The 17,227-nt window shown below is 46.3% G+C and carries 20 protein-coding genes; 19 read left to right on the top strand and 1 reads right to left on the bottom strand.

Translation table 11 applies throughout. The features are described 5' to 3' along the window. Nucleotides 1–4: 4 nt before the first annotated feature. The 6 genes from pgl to Q1B04_RS13140 all read left to right on the top strand — a co-directional run bounded on the left by pgl (nt 5) and on the right by Q1B04_RS13140 (nt 4,152). Nucleotides 5–733 (top strand): 6-phosphogluconolactonase, encoded by a 729-nt coding sequence (gene pgl, locus Q1B04_RS13165; protein WP_299759468.1) that lies wholly within the window; start codon nt 5–7, stop codon nt 731–733. Between the two features lie 154 nt (nt 734–887). Then, on the top strand, nt 888–1,682 hold the full coding sequence (locus tag Q1B04_RS13160; protein ID WP_299759466.1) for a membrane or secreted protein: 795 nt from the start codon (nt 888–890) through the stop codon (nt 1,680–1,682). Nucleotides 1,683–1,868: 186 nt separating this feature from the next. After that, nucleotides 1,869–2,060, top strand: coding sequence for a cold-shock protein (locus Q1B04_RS13155; protein ID WP_299759464.1), 192 nt, complete (start codon nt 1,869–1,871; stop codon nt 2,058–2,060). 408 nt (nt 2,061–2,468) lie between these two features. Then, nucleotides 2,469–2,924, top strand: coding sequence for a cold-shock protein (locus Q1B04_RS13150; RefSeq protein ID WP_299759462.1), 456 nt, complete (start codon nt 2,469–2,471; stop codon nt 2,922–2,924). Between the two features lie 259 nt (nt 2,925–3,183). Next, a complete protein-coding gene (locus Q1B04_RS13145; RefSeq protein ID WP_299759460.1) occupies nt 3,184–3,387 on the top strand; it encodes a hypothetical protein in 204 nt (67 codons plus the stop codon). 21 nt (nt 3,388–3,408) lie between these two features. After that, nucleotides 3,409–4,152 (top strand): PRC-barrel domain-containing protein, encoded by a 744-nt coding sequence (locus tag Q1B04_RS13140; protein ID WP_299759458.1) that lies wholly within the window; start codon nt 3,409–3,411, stop codon nt 4,150–4,152. A 196-nt stretch (nt 4,153–4,348) separates the two neighbouring features. Here Q1B04_RS13140 and ppsA read toward each other — a convergent pair whose 3' ends face one another. Continuing rightward, nucleotides 4,349–6,763 (bottom strand): phosphoenolpyruvate synthase, encoded by a 2,415-nt coding sequence (gene ppsA, locus Q1B04_RS13135; RefSeq protein WP_299759456.1) that lies wholly within the window; start codon nt 6,761–6,763, stop codon nt 4,349–4,351. 444 nt (nt 6,764–7,207) lie between these two features. Here ppsA and Q1B04_RS13130 point away from each other — a divergent pair, with 444 nt between their 5' ends. The 13 genes from Q1B04_RS13130 (at nt 7,208) to Q1B04_RS13070 (ending at nt 17,071) form a co-directional block, all read left to right on the top strand. Continuing rightward, nucleotides 7,208–8,551 (top strand): rhodanese-like domain-containing protein, encoded by a 1,344-nt coding sequence (locus tag Q1B04_RS13130; RefSeq protein ID WP_299759454.1) that lies wholly within the window; start codon nt 7,208–7,210, stop codon nt 8,549–8,551. 146 nt (nt 8,552–8,697) lie between these two features. Further along, nucleotides 8,698–9,345 carry a Crp/Fnr family transcriptional regulator gene (locus Q1B04_RS13125; protein ID WP_299759452.1) on the top strand — a complete coding sequence of 216 codons (648 nt, stop codon included), beginning with the start codon at nt 8,698–8,700 and terminating at the stop codon, nt 9,343–9,345. Nucleotides 9,346–9,531: 186 nt separating this feature from the next. Then, on the top strand, nt 9,532–10,389 hold the full coding sequence (locus tag Q1B04_RS13120; RefSeq protein WP_299759450.1) for a sulfite exporter TauE/SafE family protein: 858 nt from the start codon (nt 9,532–9,534) through the stop codon (nt 10,387–10,389). A gap of 109 nt (nt 10,390–10,498) precedes the next feature. Then, a complete protein-coding gene (locus tag Q1B04_RS13115; protein WP_299759448.1) occupies nt 10,499–11,911 on the top strand; it encodes an MBL fold metallo-hydrolase in 1,413 nt (470 codons plus the stop codon). Nucleotides 11,912–12,058: 147 nt separating this feature from the next. Next, nucleotides 12,059–12,220, top strand: coding sequence for a hypothetical protein (locus Q1B04_RS13110; protein ID WP_299759447.1), 162 nt, complete (start codon nt 12,059–12,061; stop codon nt 12,218–12,220). Nucleotides 12,221–12,232: 12 nt separating this feature from the next. Further along, the gene (locus tag Q1B04_RS13105; protein ID WP_299759445.1) at nt 12,233–12,406 is read left to right on the top strand and encodes a rhodanese-like domain-containing protein; all 174 of its coding nucleotides are present in this window, start codon (nt 12,233–12,235) and stop codon (nt 12,404–12,406) included. A 58-nt stretch (nt 12,407–12,464) separates the two neighbouring features. Further along, a complete protein-coding gene (locus Q1B04_RS13100) occupies nt 12,465–13,022 on the top strand; it encodes a YeeE/YedE thiosulfate transporter family protein (RefSeq protein ID WP_299759443.1) in 558 nt (185 codons plus the stop codon). Between the two features lie 25 nt (nt 13,023–13,047). After that, complete coding sequence (locus Q1B04_RS13095) at nt 13,048–13,461, top strand: DUF6691 family protein (RefSeq protein ID WP_299759441.1); 414 nt, start codon at nt 13,048–13,050, stop codon at nt 13,459–13,461. Between the two features lie 202 nt (nt 13,462–13,663). Continuing rightward, nucleotides 13,664–14,002, top strand: coding sequence for a hypothetical protein (locus Q1B04_RS13090; RefSeq protein ID WP_299759439.1), 339 nt, complete (start codon nt 13,664–13,666; stop codon nt 14,000–14,002). Nucleotides 14,003–14,259: 257 nt separating this feature from the next. After that, nucleotides 14,260–14,898 carry a TlpA disulfide reductase family protein gene (locus Q1B04_RS13085; RefSeq protein ID WP_299759437.1) on the top strand — a complete coding sequence of 213 codons (639 nt, stop codon included), beginning with the start codon at nt 14,260–14,262 and terminating at the stop codon, nt 14,896–14,898. A 68-nt stretch (nt 14,899–14,966) separates the two neighbouring features. Beyond that, complete coding sequence (locus Q1B04_RS13080; RefSeq protein WP_299759435.1) at nt 14,967–15,410, top strand: rhodanese-like domain-containing protein; 444 nt, start codon at nt 14,967–14,969, stop codon at nt 15,408–15,410. A gap of 160 nt (nt 15,411–15,570) precedes the next feature. Next, entirely contained in the window at nt 15,571–16,494 is a 924-nt protein-coding gene (locus Q1B04_RS13075; RefSeq protein WP_299759432.1) for a sterol desaturase family protein, read from the top strand. Between the two features lie 139 nt (nt 16,495–16,633). Continuing rightward, the gene (locus Q1B04_RS13070) at nt 16,634–17,071 is read left to right on the top strand and encodes a hypothetical protein (RefSeq protein ID WP_299759430.1); all 438 of its coding nucleotides are present in this window, start codon (nt 16,634–16,636) and stop codon (nt 17,069–17,071) included. Nucleotides 17,072–17,227: the final 156 nt, after the last annotated feature.

Genomic DNA, 17,227 nt, shown 5'->3' with positions numbered 1-17,227 from the left:
CATCATGGTAACTGTTTTTAAAGATACGGCCTATCTTAGCCAAAAGGCAGCCGAGCTATTTGTACAGACTGCACAGGAAGCGGTGCAGAAAAACGGAAGGTTTACGGTAGCCTTAACCGGAGGATCATCTCCCAAAATGCTTTACCAATTACTGGCCCAGTCGCCGTATACCGAGCAGGTGCCATGGGATAAAACCTTTATTTTCTGGGGAGACGAGCGATGGGTGCCACTAAGCGATGAGCGCAGCAACGCGAAAATGGCGAAGGAAACGTTACTGGATCAGGTGCCCGTGCCGCAGGAGCAGATTTACCCGATGTGGGAGGATATGGAGCCGGAGCAGTACGCTCAAAAGTATGAGCAGCTCCTAAAAGATCATTTCAAAGACCAGGTACCGGCTTTTGACCTTATTCTGTTGGGCATGGGCGACGATGGACACACAGCTTCCTTGTTTCCGGGCACGGAAGTGCTGCACGAACAAACCAGTTGGGTGAAGGCCTATTACCTTGCGCCGCAATCCATGTACCGCATTACCCTGACTGCCCCTTTGATCAATCAGGCAAAAAAAATCCTGTTCCTGACCTTTGGTAACAACAAGGCTGAAGCACTGTATCAGGTACTGGATGGGGAAAGAAACCCTGAAAAATATCCTTCGCAGCTCATTAAGCCGGAGCACGGCGAGATTTATTGGTTTGTTGATGATAAAGCCGTTTCGAAGCTACTCAAGTATAACTAAATTTTACAGCGAGCGCCTCTTATATTTTATAAGAGGCGTTCGTTTTTTGTGGCTACTCAGAGTATGTAAGCTAATTGCTGCACACTACCTCCCCTGCCCCACCAACCTGAAAACATGAGCAACGTTTAACAGGCTGAACCTAAGCTTTATACCGATGCACTTAATTCATACTTACACTATTGTTATGATGGCTGCGATACTTAACGGCCTCTCTCCGGAGCTAACGTTGAAGCTGGCAGATAAAAAACTCGTAACGCAGCACCAACAACAGACAGAACTTCTGAAAGGCAGCTGGCAACTAACCACTGGCGCAGCACGATTTACACAGTTACCTGCTGGCGCAACAGCTGTAGCCACGTTGGAGGACGGTTATTTTACGGTTGCGTACTTTGATAAAAGCAATAAGGAATTTTTGGGTACCTACGGCGGCACCTATACGTTGGGAGATAATACGCTTACGCAGCATTACGAATACAACACGCTTGATACCGCCCTGGTTGGCACCACAGATAAACTGAACTATACGTTGCAAAAGGGGCAGCTCCAACTAAAAAACAGCAAGGTACAGCAGACGTGGGATAAGGTAGACGAAACTGCTGCAGCATCTCCCCTCCAAGGCACCTGGCGAATTACAGGTCGGGCTGGTCAAAATAGCGAGATTAACCAGATGCGCCGCGGCCCACGCAAAACGCTCAAAATTCTATCCGGTAACCGCTTTCAGTGGATTGCCTTTAATACCGACACAAAAGAATTCTCCGGAACAGGCGGCGGCACCTATACCGCAGAAAACGGCAAGTACACAGAAACGATCGAGTTCTTCTCCCGCAACTCTAGCCGCGTGGGTGCAAGACTTGAGTTTAACTTTGAAGTTGAAGACGGAAAATGGCTGCACACCGGGCAAAGCAGCACCGGCAAAGAAATAAATGAAGTATGGGAGCGGGAGCACTAAAAATAATTCTTCCTGCTAAAGTAGCGCAAAACCTACTGTACAAGCTGTATACGCTGTTTCCTTTAAAATAATAAACTTCATCAGCGGACTAAAAGCTGGGATTATAAACTTTTTATCGTACATTGTAAGAAATAATGAACAAATACATCTTCTAAAATGTAGTAGATGTATAATAATCAAAATAATATGAATCAAGGAACAGTAAAATTCTTTAATGACCTGAAAGGGTTCGGGTTTATTAAGGAAGCAAATTCAGATCAGGAGTACTTCGTACACGTATCAGGCTTGGTACACGAGATCAAAGAGAATGACGAAGTTACTTTTGACCTGCAAGAAGGAAGAAAAGGACTAAACGCAGTTAACGTTAAGCGTGCTTAGTTTTAACATACAAGTCATCAGTGAAAGAGCCTTACGTTCAGTAAGGCTTTTTTATTTAACTGCGGCTAATCATTTATTCCCCGTTCCTATTAACCAACTTATTACCTAATCCGATGAACAGAAAATATATCGTAAATACCTCCACACGAGAATACTTATGCGTAGCTTTAAAAAAGGGCCAGGATTGGGTACCAAGTAACCAAGACATGCTGCCGAACTTTATGAGCTCGCACGCTACTGAAAGCCCTGCTGACACAGAATTAGTGTCTGGAGAGTTTAATGACAATACTTTTTTTGAAAAATGGATACGCAATGGAACAAACTTCTTGTTCCGTTATTAGTAAAACTAAGTATGTACTCCTTTCTTAGGAGTTTTTAATAAGCAAAATCAAAGATCAATAATAATATATGGGTAGATCACAGGAAACCTTTAGTAAAAAAGAAAAAGAGAAGAAAAGACTTAAGAAAAGGCAGGATAAGGAGCAGAAGAAGGAAGAGCGCAAAGCCTCATCCAACAAAGGCCAGGGACTAGACGAAATGTTAGCCTACGTAGATGACGAAGGTAACATCACCTCTACGCCGCCAGATCCGACCAAGAAAAAGAAAGAGGTAAAGCAGGAGGACATCCAGATTGGTGTGCCGAAGCAGGAAGACCTTGACCCGGCTGACTTAACCAGAACAGGAACCATAACTTTCTTCAACACCTCGAAAGGCTACGGTTTTATCAAAGACAGCGAAACACAGGAAAGTATCTTTGTGCATCAGAATGACCTGGGCAGCCCGGTTAAAGAGAATGACAAGGTTACGTTTGAGGTTGAGAAAGGCTTGAAAGGCCTGAACGCTGTGAATGTAAAGCTCGTCTAGCTTATTAGCTTCCATACTATAACCTCACATGGTCTTGCAGGCCTGTGAGGTGAATCTATATAAGGTGCTCCACTGGGCACCTTTTTTATTTTAGCAGCCATCTCAAAACCATTTTGTCAGACTGCTTGCCTACCTCCTCCTGCCGCTCTACCTCCTCTTCAACATATATCACTTTAACAGCGTATTACCATCACTGTTTAGCACCTGCAATTTACAGTGTGCAGAGGCAACTGAAACTATGATAAAAATGATCTAAAAAATGGCAGAGATAAATATTGAGCGCAAAAAGAAATCTATGTGGCCTTGGGTAATCCTGCTACTCGTCATTATTGGCCTGATTGCCTGGGCTATTTATGAACTAGTAGACGAAGAAGAGCGAGTAGAGTATGAAGAGGTTCCCGCAACCGGCATGGTAGTTCCGCTAAAGCAGGAGCAGGTGCCTACTGCCATCACGACTGTATAAATTGATTAAAAAAAAGAAGCTATGAATAACGATAATTTAAGAAATGAGCGATTGTTACCGCTCAGCGCAATGAAGGATTTTCAGATCGCCAAAGATAATCCGGATGTGCTCGGTTGGCACGTGATTGGAGCAGACGGAGAAAGTATAGGAATGGTAAAAGACCTTATTGTGGACCAGCAGGCGATGAAGGCCCGCTACCTCTCTGTAGTGGCTGACCGCAGGTACTTTAACACAGATGCCGACCAATTCCTGTTACTGCCCATTGGTGTGGCAGCTCTGGACAAAAAAGGAAAGAAAGTTTTTGTGTCGGCTATAGATTCCAGGTCTCTAGGCAACTACCCTATTTACCCAGGCGGCCCCATCACCGACAATTACGAATATGCTGTCAGGGATACGCTGCAGAGGTCGCAGCGCGATACGCTGGCCAACACCTCGCAAGATTACAAAGCAGAATTTGAGGAGGCGCTGCACCAGAACGAGCCACGCCAGAGCAATATCTCTGATGATTTCTATGATGACAGCACATTTGACGAAAACCGCTTTTATACCTCAGACCAGGAGGTGCATCGGGAGAAAATCTACTCCTCGAGAGATTACGACAATTCAGATGACTATGCTGCCGCCAACTTGCAGCAGGAAAACAGAAGTCCTAAGTCTGTGGAAGATTCTATCGCAACCATCGAAAGACTTGAGCAGCTGCGGGAAAAAGGTTCTATAACCGAGGAGGAGTTTATACTTCTCAAAAAAAGAGCATTAGACTTGTAGCAATAATCTCAGCTCAAAAATTAAGTAATCCGCCCTGGCTGCTAATATTCTATGAAGCGGGCAGGGCGGATTACTTGGTTTTTGACTAATTTATACTTTGTTAAATACCTTAATCTCAGGTATATTTATTGTCTTTAGTGCGTGTTGCTGTTTTATACTTGCTGAAGCGAATTGTTCGGTTCGCTGCGCCTGCAGCTTATTTTGCATCTTTACCCAGCTCCTGCTCTACCTGAAGCATATTTTCCAATCCTCTGAAAAAGGCATCCGGGCTAAAGGAAATGCTATCAATTCCATGCTGCACCAAAAAAGCCGCATATTCCGGGTAGTCGCTGGGTGCCTGGCCACACAGCCCAACTTTGGTGCCGGTTTTACCAGCCTTCTGAAGCGTCATTATAATCAGTTGCTGCACTGCCGCATCAAATGGCGAAAAGATATCGCTCAGTAAACCAGAATCTCTGTCTGCTCCTAAAGTTAGTTGCGTAAGGTCGTTGGAGCCGATTGAAAAACCGTCAAAGTGTTCGGCAAATTCTTCGGCCAGCAGGGCATTGCTGGGAACCTCAACCATCACGTAAATTTCCAGTCCATTATCACCTCGTTTCAGGCCATACTTCGCCATCAGGTCTGTTACCTTTTCTGCCTCTTCTATGGTTCTGCAAAACGGTATCATCAGCTTAACATTTGTTAATCCCATGTCTTCACGCACCCGCTTCATGGCACGGCATTCTAGCTCAAAACCTTCTTGGTACATGACATGGTAATAACGGGAGGCACCTCTTAAACCAATCATCGGGTTAGATTCTTCAGGTTCAAACTGCCGTCCGCCCACCAGGTTAGCATACTCATTGGATTTAAAATCGCTCATGCGCACAATCACATCTTTGGGGTAAAAAGCTGCCGCAATTATACTTGTGGCTTCGGCCAGCTTCTCTACAAAGTAGTCTTCTTTGTTTGGGTAGTGATGCGTGAGCTGTTCTATTTTTTCACGTGCCTCGGCGTTCTTTACCTCAGCGAAGTGCTTCAGCGCCATCGGATGTATCTGTATAGAATTGTTGATGATGAACTCCATCCGCATGAGTCCTACGCCATCGTTCGGTAGAAAAGAGTATTTAAATGCTTGCTCAGGGTCTCCAAGTATAAGCATAGCTTTGGTTTTAGTTTTACCCAGTTTGCTCATGTCGGTCTGTTTTTCACTCCATTCCAGTTTGCCTTCATACACATAACCGGTCTCCCCTCCTGCCGTAGACACGGTAACTTCCTGCCCGTCTGCTATTGCCTGGGTGGCATTGTTGGTGCCGAGCACAGCTACCGCCCCTACCTCACGGGCTACAATGGCGGCATGGCTGGTGCGCCCCCCCTGCTCGGTGATAATAGCAACAGCTTTTTTTAGGATAGGGTCCCAGTCCGGGTCTGTTTTACGGGTAACCAGCACCTCCCCCTCCTGTAATTTGTCGATCTCGGCGGGCGAATGCAAAATGCGGGCAGTGCCAGACACTATGCGGTTGCTTAGCCCAATGCCTGCACAAAGCACTTTGCCTTCTTCCTTTAAAGTATACTCTGTAAAACAAGATTGATCTTTATGCTGGCTTTGCACGGTTTCGGGCCTGGCCTGCACAATAAATAACTCTCCGGATAAGCCATCTTTAGCCCATTCAATATCCATTGGTTGCTTATAGTGCTCCTCAATGCGTTTGCCCCATTTTGCTAGCTGCACCACCTCGCTGTCCTGCAGCACAAAAAGCTCTTGTTTGTCTTTTGGGGTATCCAGGTTGAGGATAGCCTCAGATGGCTGCTGCAGCTCTCCTTCCTTTTTCTCGGCATACACCATCGTTTTAGCTTTGCTACCTATCTTATGAGAAATGATAGGCTGCTTTGCCTCGCCTAAAAGTGTTTTAAAAACCACGAACTCATCGGTGTTTACGCTACCCTGCACAATATTTTCTCCTAGGCCCCAGGAACCGGAAACAACAATGACATTCTCGAATCCCGTATCAGGATCCAGGGTGAACATGACTCCGGAGCAGGCTTCATCGGAGCGGACCATGGTTTGCACTCCTACTGACAGTGCAACCTGCATATGCTCAAACTTATTGTCTACACGGTACTTGATTGCTCTGTCTGTAAATAAAGACGCATAGCTGTGGTGGCAGGCATTGTAGAGGTTATTAAGCCCGATTACGTTCAGGTATGTTTCCAGCTGGCCGGCAAAACTAGCAGTCGGCAAATCTTCGGCAGTGGCACTACTACGTACAGCCAACGATATTTCATCGCCATATTCTTTCAGTAAGTACTGGTATCCTTTTTCTATTTCTTGCCTGATCTCCTCCGGAAACTTACACTGCAGTATAAGCTCACGCGCTTGCCTGCCTACTTCCGCTAAGTTACTGAACTGGTGTGTGTCCAAGCTGCTCAGCACCTCTCCCAGCCGCTCCTTTAAGGTGTTGTGTTCCAGAAAGTACCAGTACGCATCAGCAGTGGTGGCATACCCATCCGGCACATTTATACCTTCCGGATTCAGCTGGTTGTACATTTCTCCGAGAGAGGCATTTTTACCGCCTACCTTGCTCAAATCCTGGTAATTGATATCTCTAAAGTACTTGATGAATGGCTCCATAGCGGTAATTTTAAGTATGCAGAAAAAGGTTTGCGGCGCTGATTTTTGAATGGATCAAATTAAAAAGCTCTTCGTGCATCGTGTGTACTTATTCTACTAACGCTTATACTTTTATCAGGTTCACATCATACTTTATAACAAGACAATTGTCGCTTTATTTTAGTTATTTACCTCGCTTATTGCTGATTATAAGACGTATACATAAAGCACCAAACCTATAATTTCAAATTTAAAAATCCCGCCTTCACTCTCACTATCTGGCTTTAAGGCTTGTAATATATGTGTGACTTAGGTCACTGTATAAATTGTGATCAGCTTGTAACTTTGTAAAAGTTAAGCCTGCAAGCACACCCAAAATTGGGTTAGAGGCACTAACAGCGGACAATAAAAACTTGCTTATAACTTGTTAAGTATAAACAAACTAGAAGCACAAAGACCTGACTTATGAAAATAAAACAATTTGAAGACAAAGGATTAGCTCACTACTCCTACGCTATATTAAGTGAAGAAACGAACGAGGTGGTACTGGTAGACCCAGCTCGCGACCCACAGCCATACTATGATTTTGCAGAAGACGCCAAGGCAAAGATTGTAGCCGTAATAGAAACGCACCCGCATGCCGACTTTGTGAGCTCTCATTTGGAGGTGCACGAGAAAACCGGTGCTACAATTTATGCGCATAGTATGGTAGGCGCTGATTATCCGCACAAGCCGCTCGACGAAGGTGCGGAGCTGCAGATAGGAGAAGTTAAACTGAAATCGCTGCACACGCCCGGCCACTCGCCAGACGGCATCAGCATTGTGCTGGAGCACGAAGGCAAGAACAAGGCTGTGTTTACAGGCGATACGCTGTTTATAGGTGATGTTGGCCGCCCCGACCTGCGAGAGAGTGCCGGTAACATTACGGCAAAGCGCGAGGAGCTGGCCCGCCAGATGTATAGCAGCACCCGCGAAAAACTGATGAAGCTGGCCGATGATGTGACAGTTTATCCTGCGCACGGAGCGGGAACACTTTGCGGCAAAGGACTCAGCGAAGCCAACAGCAGCACCATCGGCGCTGAGAAAAGGAGCAATTACGCCCTTCAGCAGATGACCGAGGATGAATTTATTAAGTTACTCACAGAAGATCAACCTTTTATTCCGAAATATTTTGGCTATGATGTTGGCCTCAACAAACAGGGGGCACCGGCTTACCTCAAAAGTATAAAAGGCGTTGCCAGGTTGGAGAAAAACTTCACCCCTGATCCTGGTACTATTATTATAGATGCCCGAAGCGAGAAAATTTTCAAAAAAGGACACCAGAAAGGCGCCATCAACATCCAAAACGGTAATAAATTCGAGACTTGGCTGGGCAGTATAGTCGGGCCTGATGAAAGTTATTACCTGGTGGCTGAAAACGAAGAGGAACTGTCTGAGCTGATTAAGAAGGCGGCGAAAATTGGTTATGAACTTCTGGTAAAAGGCGCTTTTGTAATGGACGAGGAAGCGGAAATAAACTCCCCGCAGCTCGATGTACAGAAGTTCAAGCAGCACCAGGATAAGTATACGATTGTGGATATCCGTAATGAGTCTGAAGTGAAGAAGGGCAAGTTCTTTGAACATGCCATCAACATTCCGCTACCGGAACTGCGTGAGCGTGCGCAGGAAATCCCGACTGATAAGCCAGTGGTAGTGCACTGCGCAGGCGGCTACCGCTCAGCAGCAGGCAGCAGTATTGTAGAGGCGGCTCTGCCCGATGTGAAAGTACTCGACCTTAGTGAGGCTGTAAACGACTTCCAGAACATGTAGCATTTAGCCGAATTTAACTTATCAGACCAGTGCATGTGCCTAAAGCGCATGCACTGGTTTTTTATTTTAATGCTTAACTTCGGACATCATACTTACCGCCCTTACCTGAAGCGATTTTAAGGGCTGTGCCACATTAGCTTACAACTATGGAAATATTAGATAAAGAAAGTATACTGCAGCAGTTCCCGCAGCTAGAACAGCCCCTGCTGGATGAAGTGATAAAAAACAGCACCCTGAAAGCGGTAGCAGAAGGCGAAGAAGTGATGCGTACCGGGCAATACATTAAATCTACGATACTCTTGCTGAGCGGCCTGCTGAAAGTATACCGCGAAGACGATGAAGGCAATGAGTTTTTGATGTACTACCTGGAGCCCGGAAACGCATGCGCCATGTCTATGATGTGCACCGCCCGCAACGAGAAGAGCCAGATTCTGGCCAAAGCCGTACTGCCCTCAGAAGTTATACTTATACCGTCGCATCTCTCAGAAGTATGGTTAGGCAAGTATAAAACCTGGCACAACTTTGTGATAGCATCTTACCGCCAGCGCTTCGAGGAGCTGCTGCAGACGTTGGATAGCGTTGCTTTTAAAGGTCTTGATGAACGCCTCCTTTTTTATCTGAAAAGACATGTACAGGTAAGCGGCAAAGAAATCAGGCTGTCGCACCAACAGATTGCGGTAGAGTTGAACAGCTCCCGTGAGGTTATTTCCAGGCTGCTTAAAAAACTGGAGCAAACAGGTGCACTTACCCTGCACCGCAGCTACATAGAAGTCCACGACCTGGAAAACATCTGACAAACCTCCTCTCAGTATACTTGAAACAACTATAAAAACGGCTAATAAGTTAAGCAGAGCGTATTGCAGAGCAACTAGCAGGCATTTAAACCTATGTTTTTCCCTCTGTGATAATAGTCACTGTGTTAACAACTGGCATACTTTACTTTTGTAGCAGTCATACAAAAAACTTAACATTCTTAACAAATGGAAATATTAGGATACATGGCAGCCTTGGTTATTGGCCTTTCGCTTGGCCTGATCGGGGGCGGCGGTTCCATACTTACTGTTCCTGTGCTTGTATATTTGCTCGGTTTAAGCCCGGTTATTTCAACAGCTTACTCTCTTTTTATTGTTGGACTAACCAGCCTTGTCGGCTCTTATAAGTTTTATAAAAGCGGTTTAGTGAGCCTGAAAACTGCGGTGGTTTTTGGTATACCTTCCATCATAGCGGTGTACATAACACGTCGGTACATCGTGCCGGCCATTCCGGAGAATATTTTTTCGGTGGGAGATTTTATGGTAACCAAAGGTGTGCTGCTAATGCTGCTCTTTGCAGGCCTTATGGTATTTGCCTCCATCAGTATGATCCGGAAGAAAAAAGCGCCTGCCAAACCCGTTGATCCGGTGGATGAAAACATTGATACTGCGCTTCATGTGGAGCAGGAGAACCCCAATGCACCGCATCCAAAACCAAAATTCAACTATGGCGGCATATTGGCAGAAGGCGTTGTGGTTGGCACACTTACAGGCTTGGTTGGAGCTGGCGGAGGCTTCCTGATTATACCTGCTTTGGTGCTTTTCAGCAAGCTCGACATGAAGATGGCAGTGGGCACTTCTTTGCTCATAATTGCGGCAAAATCGCTTTTTGGCTTTATAGGCGATATCTTTAACTATGAAATCAACTGGCTTTTCCTCGCTATTTTCTCCAGTATCTCAATTGTAGGTATCTTTGTGGGTTCTTACCTGTCAACTAGGATTCATGCCGATAAACTGAAAACGTCTTTTGGCTGGTTTGTACTGTTGATGGGCATTTATATCATTGCAAAAGAACTTCTTTTTTAAATAAGCATTTTGTTTTAAGTCGCTAAAAAGACTTTTAAGCAGCGCTGTTAAATTGGTCATCCTGAAAGAAGGGCGGCCCTGGAATTTTAAAATACTAAGTATACTCATCATGAAAGTAGAGCAGATCTATACCGGATGCCTGGCACAAGGCGCTTACTACATCGAGAGCAATGGCGAAGCTGCTGTCATCGATCCGTTACGTGAGGTAAAGCCATACATTGACAGAGCCGAGAAAAACGGTGTAAAAATAAAGTATGTGCTGGAGACGCATTTCCACGCCGATTTTGTGTCCGGCCACCTGGATCTGGCTAAAGCGACTGGTGCTGAGATTGTTTTCGGCCCCAACGCGCAGCCTTCCTTTAAAACGCACATCGCCACAGACGGAGAAGAACTGAAGCTCGGAAACGTTACAATAAAAGTGCTACACACGCCTGGCCATACTATGGAGTCTACTACTTACCTGCTGAAAGATGAGACCGGGAAAGACTACGGCATCTTTACAGGCGACACGCTTTTTATAGGTGATGTGGGACGTCCGGACCTAGCCGCAAAATCCAGTATGTCAGAGGCGCAACTGGCAGAGCACCTTTACGACTCGCTGCGCAGTAAAATAATGCCGCTTGCTGATGATGTGGTTGTTTACCCGGCACATGGGGCTGGTTCTGCCTGCGGCAAAAACATGAGCAAGGAAACTACTGATTTACTGGGCAATCAGAAAAAAAGCAATTACGCCCTCCGCGCCGATATGACGAAGGAAGAGTTTGTGAAAGAAGTGACAGATGGTTTGCTGCCTCCTCCGGGCTACTTCCCGATGAACGTGAAGATGAACAAGGAGGGCTATGCCAACATAGACGAGGTAATGCTTAAGGGCCTGCAGGCGCTTACGGCAGAGGCTTTTGAGGCCGCAGCTAACGAAACAGGGGCTTTGGTGCTTGATACCCGGAAGCCCGGTGACTTTGCGAAAGGCTACATTGCGAATGCCATTAACATTGGCATAGACGGTAATTTTGCCCCTTGGGTAGGAGCGCTCATACCGGACATTCAGCAGCCAATCCTTTTCATAGCCGATGAAGGCCGTGAGGAAGAGGTGGTAACAAGACTGGCCCGGGTTGGCTACGATAACGCAATCGGTTACCTGCAGGGAGGAATGCAGCAATGGGAAAACACCGGCAAAGAGACAGATACAGTTAGCTCTATTTCCGCTACCGAGTTTGCCAAACGTTATGCGCAAAATAACAGCCTGCAGGTAGTGGATGTGCGTAAGCCGGGTGAGTTTCAGGCGGCGCATATGGCAACAGCACAGAGCACTCCGCTGGATTACCTGAATGATCACTTGGCAGAGCTTCCTAAGCAAGCAGAAATGTACCTGTACTGCGCCGGTGGTTACCGCTCCATGATTGCAGCCTCTATCTTGAAAGCCAGAGGGTATGACAATGTGGTGAACGTAGAAGGCGGCTATAAGGCCATTGCCGAAACCGATGTCCCCCAAACAGCCTTTGTTTGCCCATCCACACTCAAGTAGAATCCCTAAGCCGGGGTTTGCAGTTTGATAGCAAACCCCGGCCATATCTTACTATTCCCGCCTCTATAAAAATAGCCGTTACGTGACCAAAGTCACTGAACCGGGCCTGCCATCTTCCGATCTTTGTAAAGAATAAAAAATAGTTATGTGCCATTAAAAGATCAGGCAGTGTTTCATCTATTCAGGAAAAACGCGAAGAAATACGATGACCTTACTGGCAGCACCTTTAAAAAGGAGTTTGAGAGCAAGCCAACGGCTATACTTATTGACGTAAGAAGGCCCAGCGAATTTTCGGCAGGCACACTATAGGGAGCGCATAACATGGATGTTACATCTGTACAGTTTCAGCAAACCCTGAAAAAGCTAGATAAGGACAGAGCATACTTCCTGTTCTGCCGCAGCGGTAGCCGCAGTGGCACAGCCTGTAAGATCATGTCTGTGCACGGCTTAACCGTATACAACCTTGCCGGAGGCATCAGTGCCTGGCCCCGGTAATATCTCCTTTACTGGCACCTGGTTACAAGTATAAACACCATCGCTTAATTTAAATATTATGATAGAATTTTTGAGCCAGCCATGGCCATGGTATACGTCAGGCACTTTGATTGCTTTGGTCATGGTGCTGCTGCTGTTCTTTGGTAAGTCGTTTGGCTTTTCCTCTAACCTGCGCGTCATTTGCTCCGCCTGTGGCGCCGGAAAGCATGTTAAGTTTTTCGACTTTAACTGGCGCAGCCAAGTATGGAACCTGCTGTTTCTGGTAGGTGCTGTTTTAGGCGGTGTCATTTCCTCTCAGTTTCTGGCCGGAGACGCTCCGGTAGCTATCTCGCAGGAAACTATCCGGGACCTCAGCGCACTAGGTTTCTCTGCACCAGACGATCTGCAGCCGGAAGAGATTTTCAGTATGGAGGCGCTGTTTTCAGTTAAAGGCTTTTTGTTGCTACTGGTGGGCGGTTTTATGATTGGCTTTGGCTCACGTTATGCTGGCGGCTGTACCTCAGGCCATGCCATCAGCGGTTTATCTAACCTGCAGCTGCCATCGCTCATTGCCGTAATAGGATTTTTTATAGGCGGGCTTATCACCACCTATTTCCTGCTGCCCCTAATTTTCTAAGCATCACTTAAAAAGAACTCAACCCGTGAAAGGATTAAAATATATATTAGCCGGCATCTTGTTCGGCATTGTCATGAGTAAGTCAGAAGCCATTTCGTGGTACCGCATCCAGGAGATGTTCCGCTTCCAGGCTTTTCATATGTATGGCATTATTGGTACAGCCGTGGTGTTGGGGGCGCTCGCAACTTATATCATCAAAAAGTATAACCTCCGCGATTACCAAGGTAACCAGATCGTGTTTACGCCGAAGGAGAAGTCTGTGTCGCGCTACCTTTTTGGAGGTACTATCTTCGGACTGGGCTGGGCGCTGACAGGGGCTTGCCCTGGCCCGATGTTCGTAAATATCGGCCATGCCTATTGGGCCATACTGATAGCGGTGGCGGGCGCAATTGGCGGGACGTTCTTTTATGGCGTAATCCGAGATAAGCTGCCTCATTAACAATAGGCTTTAAAGCAGGAGCAAACAGGCAGGTTAATGTCTGTTTGCTCCACAACGTATGATTCTTTAAATTTACGATATCTGCTATGGCTGTACAGCAGCAAGTATAATTGCCTCCAGCTATTTCAGGTTTAAAGCAATTGCTCCAGGCACTTGTTAAAGATTGTTTATGAGAACCTACCTGCTCTTATTTCTTAGTGCTATGCTTTTGCTCTTTGTTTTGCCAAACTCGGGCAGAACCGGAAGTGAGGTGTCTGGTATGGAGCACGGTTTCATAAAAAAGTCGTGTGCGGCTAAACGCCTTGCAAAACGCGCCTGCGTGAAAGGCTGCTTAAAGCATCAGACGCATTCAGATAATCAGCAATCGACTAACACAGTTACCGACTGCAGTCAAACCTTTTATGCTGTTGTTGCTCAAACTCAGGAGCGCAGCAAATTCGTAACGCTACCTCAGCGCCAAAAAGGCTCCCCAGTTTTTACGGAGCACCTCCCTCCTTACCTAAAAGCAGAGCGCAAGCCGCCTCGCTTTACCAAAGTATAAATTTTGAGTATGCACTACCTTTGAAATGGTGTGTGCCTAAGCTGCTCTACATTTAATGTTTATTTTGGTAATTGTTGTGCTTGCAATGACTTCTGATGCAGCATTTTTTAGGCGGCTAAAAAGTTATTTATACTTTAAAAACTGCTCCAGATGCGCAAAATCAGGGGCAGGATGCAATTCTTTTAGGTAATCATCTGCTTGCAAGGCTATACTATTTAATAGCTGGTAGATGCAGATATCAATTAAAACCACTCACAATGAAGAAGCAAAAATTCTCCTTGAAAAATATACCGGGTTGGGCTGTTATGCTTGCCGTATTCGGGATTTTATACTTAACCGGACTGCACACAGAGGCCATTGGGCAGGTGCAGCGCCTCCTGCTGGCAACAGGCATCCGGAACGCCGATGTACCGGAAATACCTACGCAACAGCCAAACAACGCCGCCGTCGTGCATAACGCTGCAACAACCGGAACGGCTATGGCTGGAGCCGGCTTTAAGATGGTAGATTTAGATGGCAAGCAGGTAAGCTTTGAAAGCCTGAAAGGCAAGGTAGTGTTTATGAACATCTGGGCTACCTGGTGCCCGCCGTGCGTAGCCGAAATGCCTAATATACAGAAGCTATACGAGAAGGTTGGCTCTGATAAAATTGCTTTTGTGATGCTGTCTGTAGATGAGGGCGGCATGGAGAAAGTAAAGAAGTTTATCGACAAGAAAGGCTTTACGTTCCCGGTTTATATGCCGGCCAGCCAGCTTCCGCGGGAGTTTTACTCCAACGCCATCCCAACTACCTTCATACTATCACCGGAAGGAAAAATAGTGGCAAAGCAGGAAGGAATGGCCGATTACGACACCAAAGAAGTACGTGAGTTCCTGCAAGGAATGGTTAAAAAATAGATAGCAAACAGGCAGTCTGCTCCGCTTTGGGCAGGCTGCTTTTTTAAAATTTATACTTCATACTGATCATGAAAAAGCTAGTCGCCATTGGTGTAATTACAGTCTTGTTTTCATCCTGCGGCACAGAGCAAACAACAAATAATGTAGCGGCCACAGGCGCTGTTACAGATTCAGAAATTGGCAAGGTGGTAAAGGTGCAGCCAATTGGCAGCCAGGATGCTAAAAACCTGCTGGCTAAACAGCAAGACATAGTCATTCTGGATGTACGCACTCCGCAGGAATTTAACAGTGGCCACTTAACCAATGCACAGCACATTGATTTTTTTGCCCCTGATTTTGCACAGCAGCTTACAAGCCTGGACACCAGCAAACCCTACCTGGTATACTGTGCCGTAGGCGGCAGAAGCCGTAAAGCCGTTCGCGTGATGCAGGAGCTGGGCTTTAGTGTGGTATATGATGCCAACGAAGGATATGCCGCTCTCCAAAGGGCGGGTATAGCTGTAGAGCAGTAATAAATTTCACGCAAGTATACTTTAGAACCAACGCAACAGGCGCAGTTTTTGCCTTAGTGGGTAATGGTATGAATGCAGCAAAAACGGCCTCAGCAAGTCATTCAGCTGTGCAAAATAATCCTGAGGCTGATCTCTAATCTCAGGTTAAATGAAAGGATATATGGAGAAATACTGGAACATTTTCGTTTCGTCATTCACGGATTATGGCGGCTACCTGTGGCGCGAAATACTGAACCCGGGTTGGGGCAATTATTTCTACTGGCTGGTGGGCATCTCGCTTTTCTTCTGGTTACTGGAAATCATACTTCCGTGGCGGCAGCAACAAAGCAAGATCCGGCAGGATTTCTGGCTCGACAGCTTTTACATGTTCTTCAATTTTTTTCTGTTCTCGCTTGTCGGTTTCAACGCCATCTCCAACATCGGCGTGCAGGCTTTTAATGATTTTCTGGCGCTGTTCGGCATCCGGAACCTGGTAGCGTTTGAGGTACAGTCGTGGCCGGTTTGGGCGCAGCTGCTAACGCTTTTCGTGCTGCGCGACTTCATTCAGTGGAATGTGCACCGCCTGCTGCATCGTTCTGATTTTCTGTGGCGCTTCCATAAAGTGCACCACTCGGTGCAGCAGATGGGTTTTGCCGCACACCTCCGCTTCCATTGGGGCGAAACAGTTGTTTACCGCACGCTAGAGTATATTCCGCTGGCAATGATCGGTTTTGGTATTCAGGATTTTTTTCTGGTACACATTTTCGCCACAGCCATCGGGCACTTTAACCACTCAAATTTTCACCTTCCGCTGGGGCCTTTCCAGTATATATTCAATAACCCGCAGATGCACATCTGGCACCATGCCAAACACATGCCGCGGCGCTACGGGGCAAATTACGGCATCAGCCTAAGCGTGTGGGATTATCTTTTTGGCACAGCCTATATGCCAGAAAATGGACGGGATATTGAGCTTGGTTTTGAAGAGGTGGAGCAGTATCCGAAGTCATTTATAGAGCAGCAGCTGCATCCTTTCAGAGATAAGACAACCGAAGTGAGAGACACCGCAACGGCAGAGGAGCCGCAGAAACTACAGAACGCCTGAATATTAAAGAATTTGCTGTGATGTATTGATGCCTTTACACTTTCAGCAAACCACCGAATACGAGCAGCAAAGCAGATAATTACAGCTGCTTTTAGCGTTTAATTTCTATATTTACACCAGACATCAATCAAACAACAGCATGTATCTAGGATTACAGCATTTACACTCTTACATGGGCTACCTGGTGCTCTTGGGGTTGCTCATCAGCTTTGGCACTGCGCTGGCAGGCTTATCTGGCAACAAAGTCTTTACCGATAAAGACAGAAAACTGGGCCTTCTCGGCCTAATTCCAACTCACCTGCAGTGGGTAATCGGGGTTATTTTATACTTTGTGTCGCCGCTGGGCATGAAAAACTTCTCTGGCGAGGCTATGGGAGATTCAGTTTCCAGGCTATACATTCTGGAGCACCCGCTTACCATGATCATTGCCGTTATTCTGATTACGGTAGGCTACTCCCGCGCGAAGCGCCAGATCGGAACCGACAGCAAAGGGTTTAAAAGTATTGCCATTTTCTACGGCATCGGCCTGTTACTTATACTTCTTCGTATTCCGTGGAACGCCTGGCTAGGTAACTAAGTCTATTTTAGAAATCAAGAATTTACAGCCGCTCTGCCACCACGCAGGGCGGCTGTTTTTATTTAGAAAGGTATAAAAGTACTAGAAGCTATCTCATAAATTGTTTAAGCAGAATCAGCATACAAGCCAGCAGAATAAAAGCCTTGAAGTTCTCTT

The sequence above is a fragment of the uncultured Pontibacter sp. genome (genome assembly GCF_947495565.1).
Taxonomy (GTDB): Bacteria; Bacteroidota; Bacteroidia; order Cytophagales; family Hymenobacteraceae; genus Pontibacter.
Note: the sequence above shows the minus strand (reverse complement) of the source record. Positions and strands in the feature narration are given on the sequence as shown.

What these genes read in the sequence shown, in the direction of transcription:
- pgl (WP_299759468.1), top strand. Translation starts at nt 5, where the DNA reads ATGGTAACTGTTTTTAAAGATACGGCCTATCTTAGCCAAAAGGCAGCC.
- Q1B04_RS13085 (WP_299759437.1), top strand. Translation starts at nt 14,260, where the DNA reads ATGAAGAAGCAAAAATTCTCCTTGAAAAATATACCGGGTTGGGCTGTT.
- Q1B04_RS13105 (WP_299759445.1), top strand. Translation starts at nt 12,233, where the DNA reads ATGGATGTTACATCTGTACAGTTTCAGCAAACCCTGAAAAAGCTAGAT.
- Q1B04_RS13115 (WP_299759448.1), top strand. Translation starts at nt 10,499, where the DNA reads ATGAAAGTAGAGCAGATCTATACCGGATGCCTGGCACAAGGCGCTTAC.
- Q1B04_RS13070 (WP_299759430.1), top strand. Translation starts at nt 16,634, where the DNA reads ATGTATCTAGGATTACAGCATTTACACTCTTACATGGGCTACCTGGTG.
- Q1B04_RS13080 (WP_299759435.1), top strand. Translation starts at nt 14,967, where the DNA reads ATGAAAAAGCTAGTCGCCATTGGTGTAATTACAGTCTTGTTTTCATCC.
- Q1B04_RS13120 (WP_299759450.1), top strand. Translation starts at nt 9,532, where the DNA reads ATGGAAATATTAGGATACATGGCAGCCTTGGTTATTGGCCTTTCGCTT.
- Q1B04_RS13090 (WP_299759439.1), top strand. Translation starts at nt 13,664, where the DNA reads ATGCTTTTGCTCTTTGTTTTGCCAAACTCGGGCAGAACCGGAAGTGAG.
- ppsA (WP_299759456.1), bottom strand. Translation starts at nt 6,763, where the DNA reads ATGGAGCCATTCATCAAGTACTTTAGAGATATCAATTACCAGGATTTG.
- Q1B04_RS13140 (WP_299759458.1), top strand. Translation starts at nt 3,409, where the DNA reads ATGAATAACGATAATTTAAGAAATGAGCGATTGTTACCGCTCAGCGCA.
- Q1B04_RS13155 (WP_299759464.1), top strand. Translation starts at nt 1,869, where the DNA reads ATGAATCAAGGAACAGTAAAATTCTTTAATGACCTGAAAGGGTTCGGG.
- Q1B04_RS13150 (WP_299759462.1), top strand. Translation starts at nt 2,469, where the DNA reads ATGGGTAGATCACAGGAAACCTTTAGTAAAAAAGAAAAAGAGAAGAAA.
- Q1B04_RS13160 (WP_299759466.1), top strand. Translation starts at nt 888, where the DNA reads ATGCACTTAATTCATACTTACACTATTGTTATGATGGCTGCGATACTT.
- Q1B04_RS13130 (WP_299759454.1), top strand. Translation starts at nt 7,208, where the DNA reads ATGAAAATAAAACAATTTGAAGACAAAGGATTAGCTCACTACTCCTAC.
- Q1B04_RS13145 (WP_299759460.1), top strand. Translation starts at nt 3,184, where the DNA reads ATGGCAGAGATAAATATTGAGCGCAAAAAGAAATCTATGTGGCCTTGG.
- Q1B04_RS13100 (WP_299759443.1), top strand. Translation starts at nt 12,465, where the DNA reads ATGATAGAATTTTTGAGCCAGCCATGGCCATGGTATACGTCAGGCACT.
- Q1B04_RS13125 (WP_299759452.1), top strand. Translation starts at nt 8,698, where the DNA reads ATGGAAATATTAGATAAAGAAAGTATACTGCAGCAGTTCCCGCAGCTA.
- Q1B04_RS13075 (WP_299759432.1), top strand. Translation starts at nt 15,571, where the DNA reads ATGGAGAAATACTGGAACATTTTCGTTTCGTCATTCACGGATTATGGC.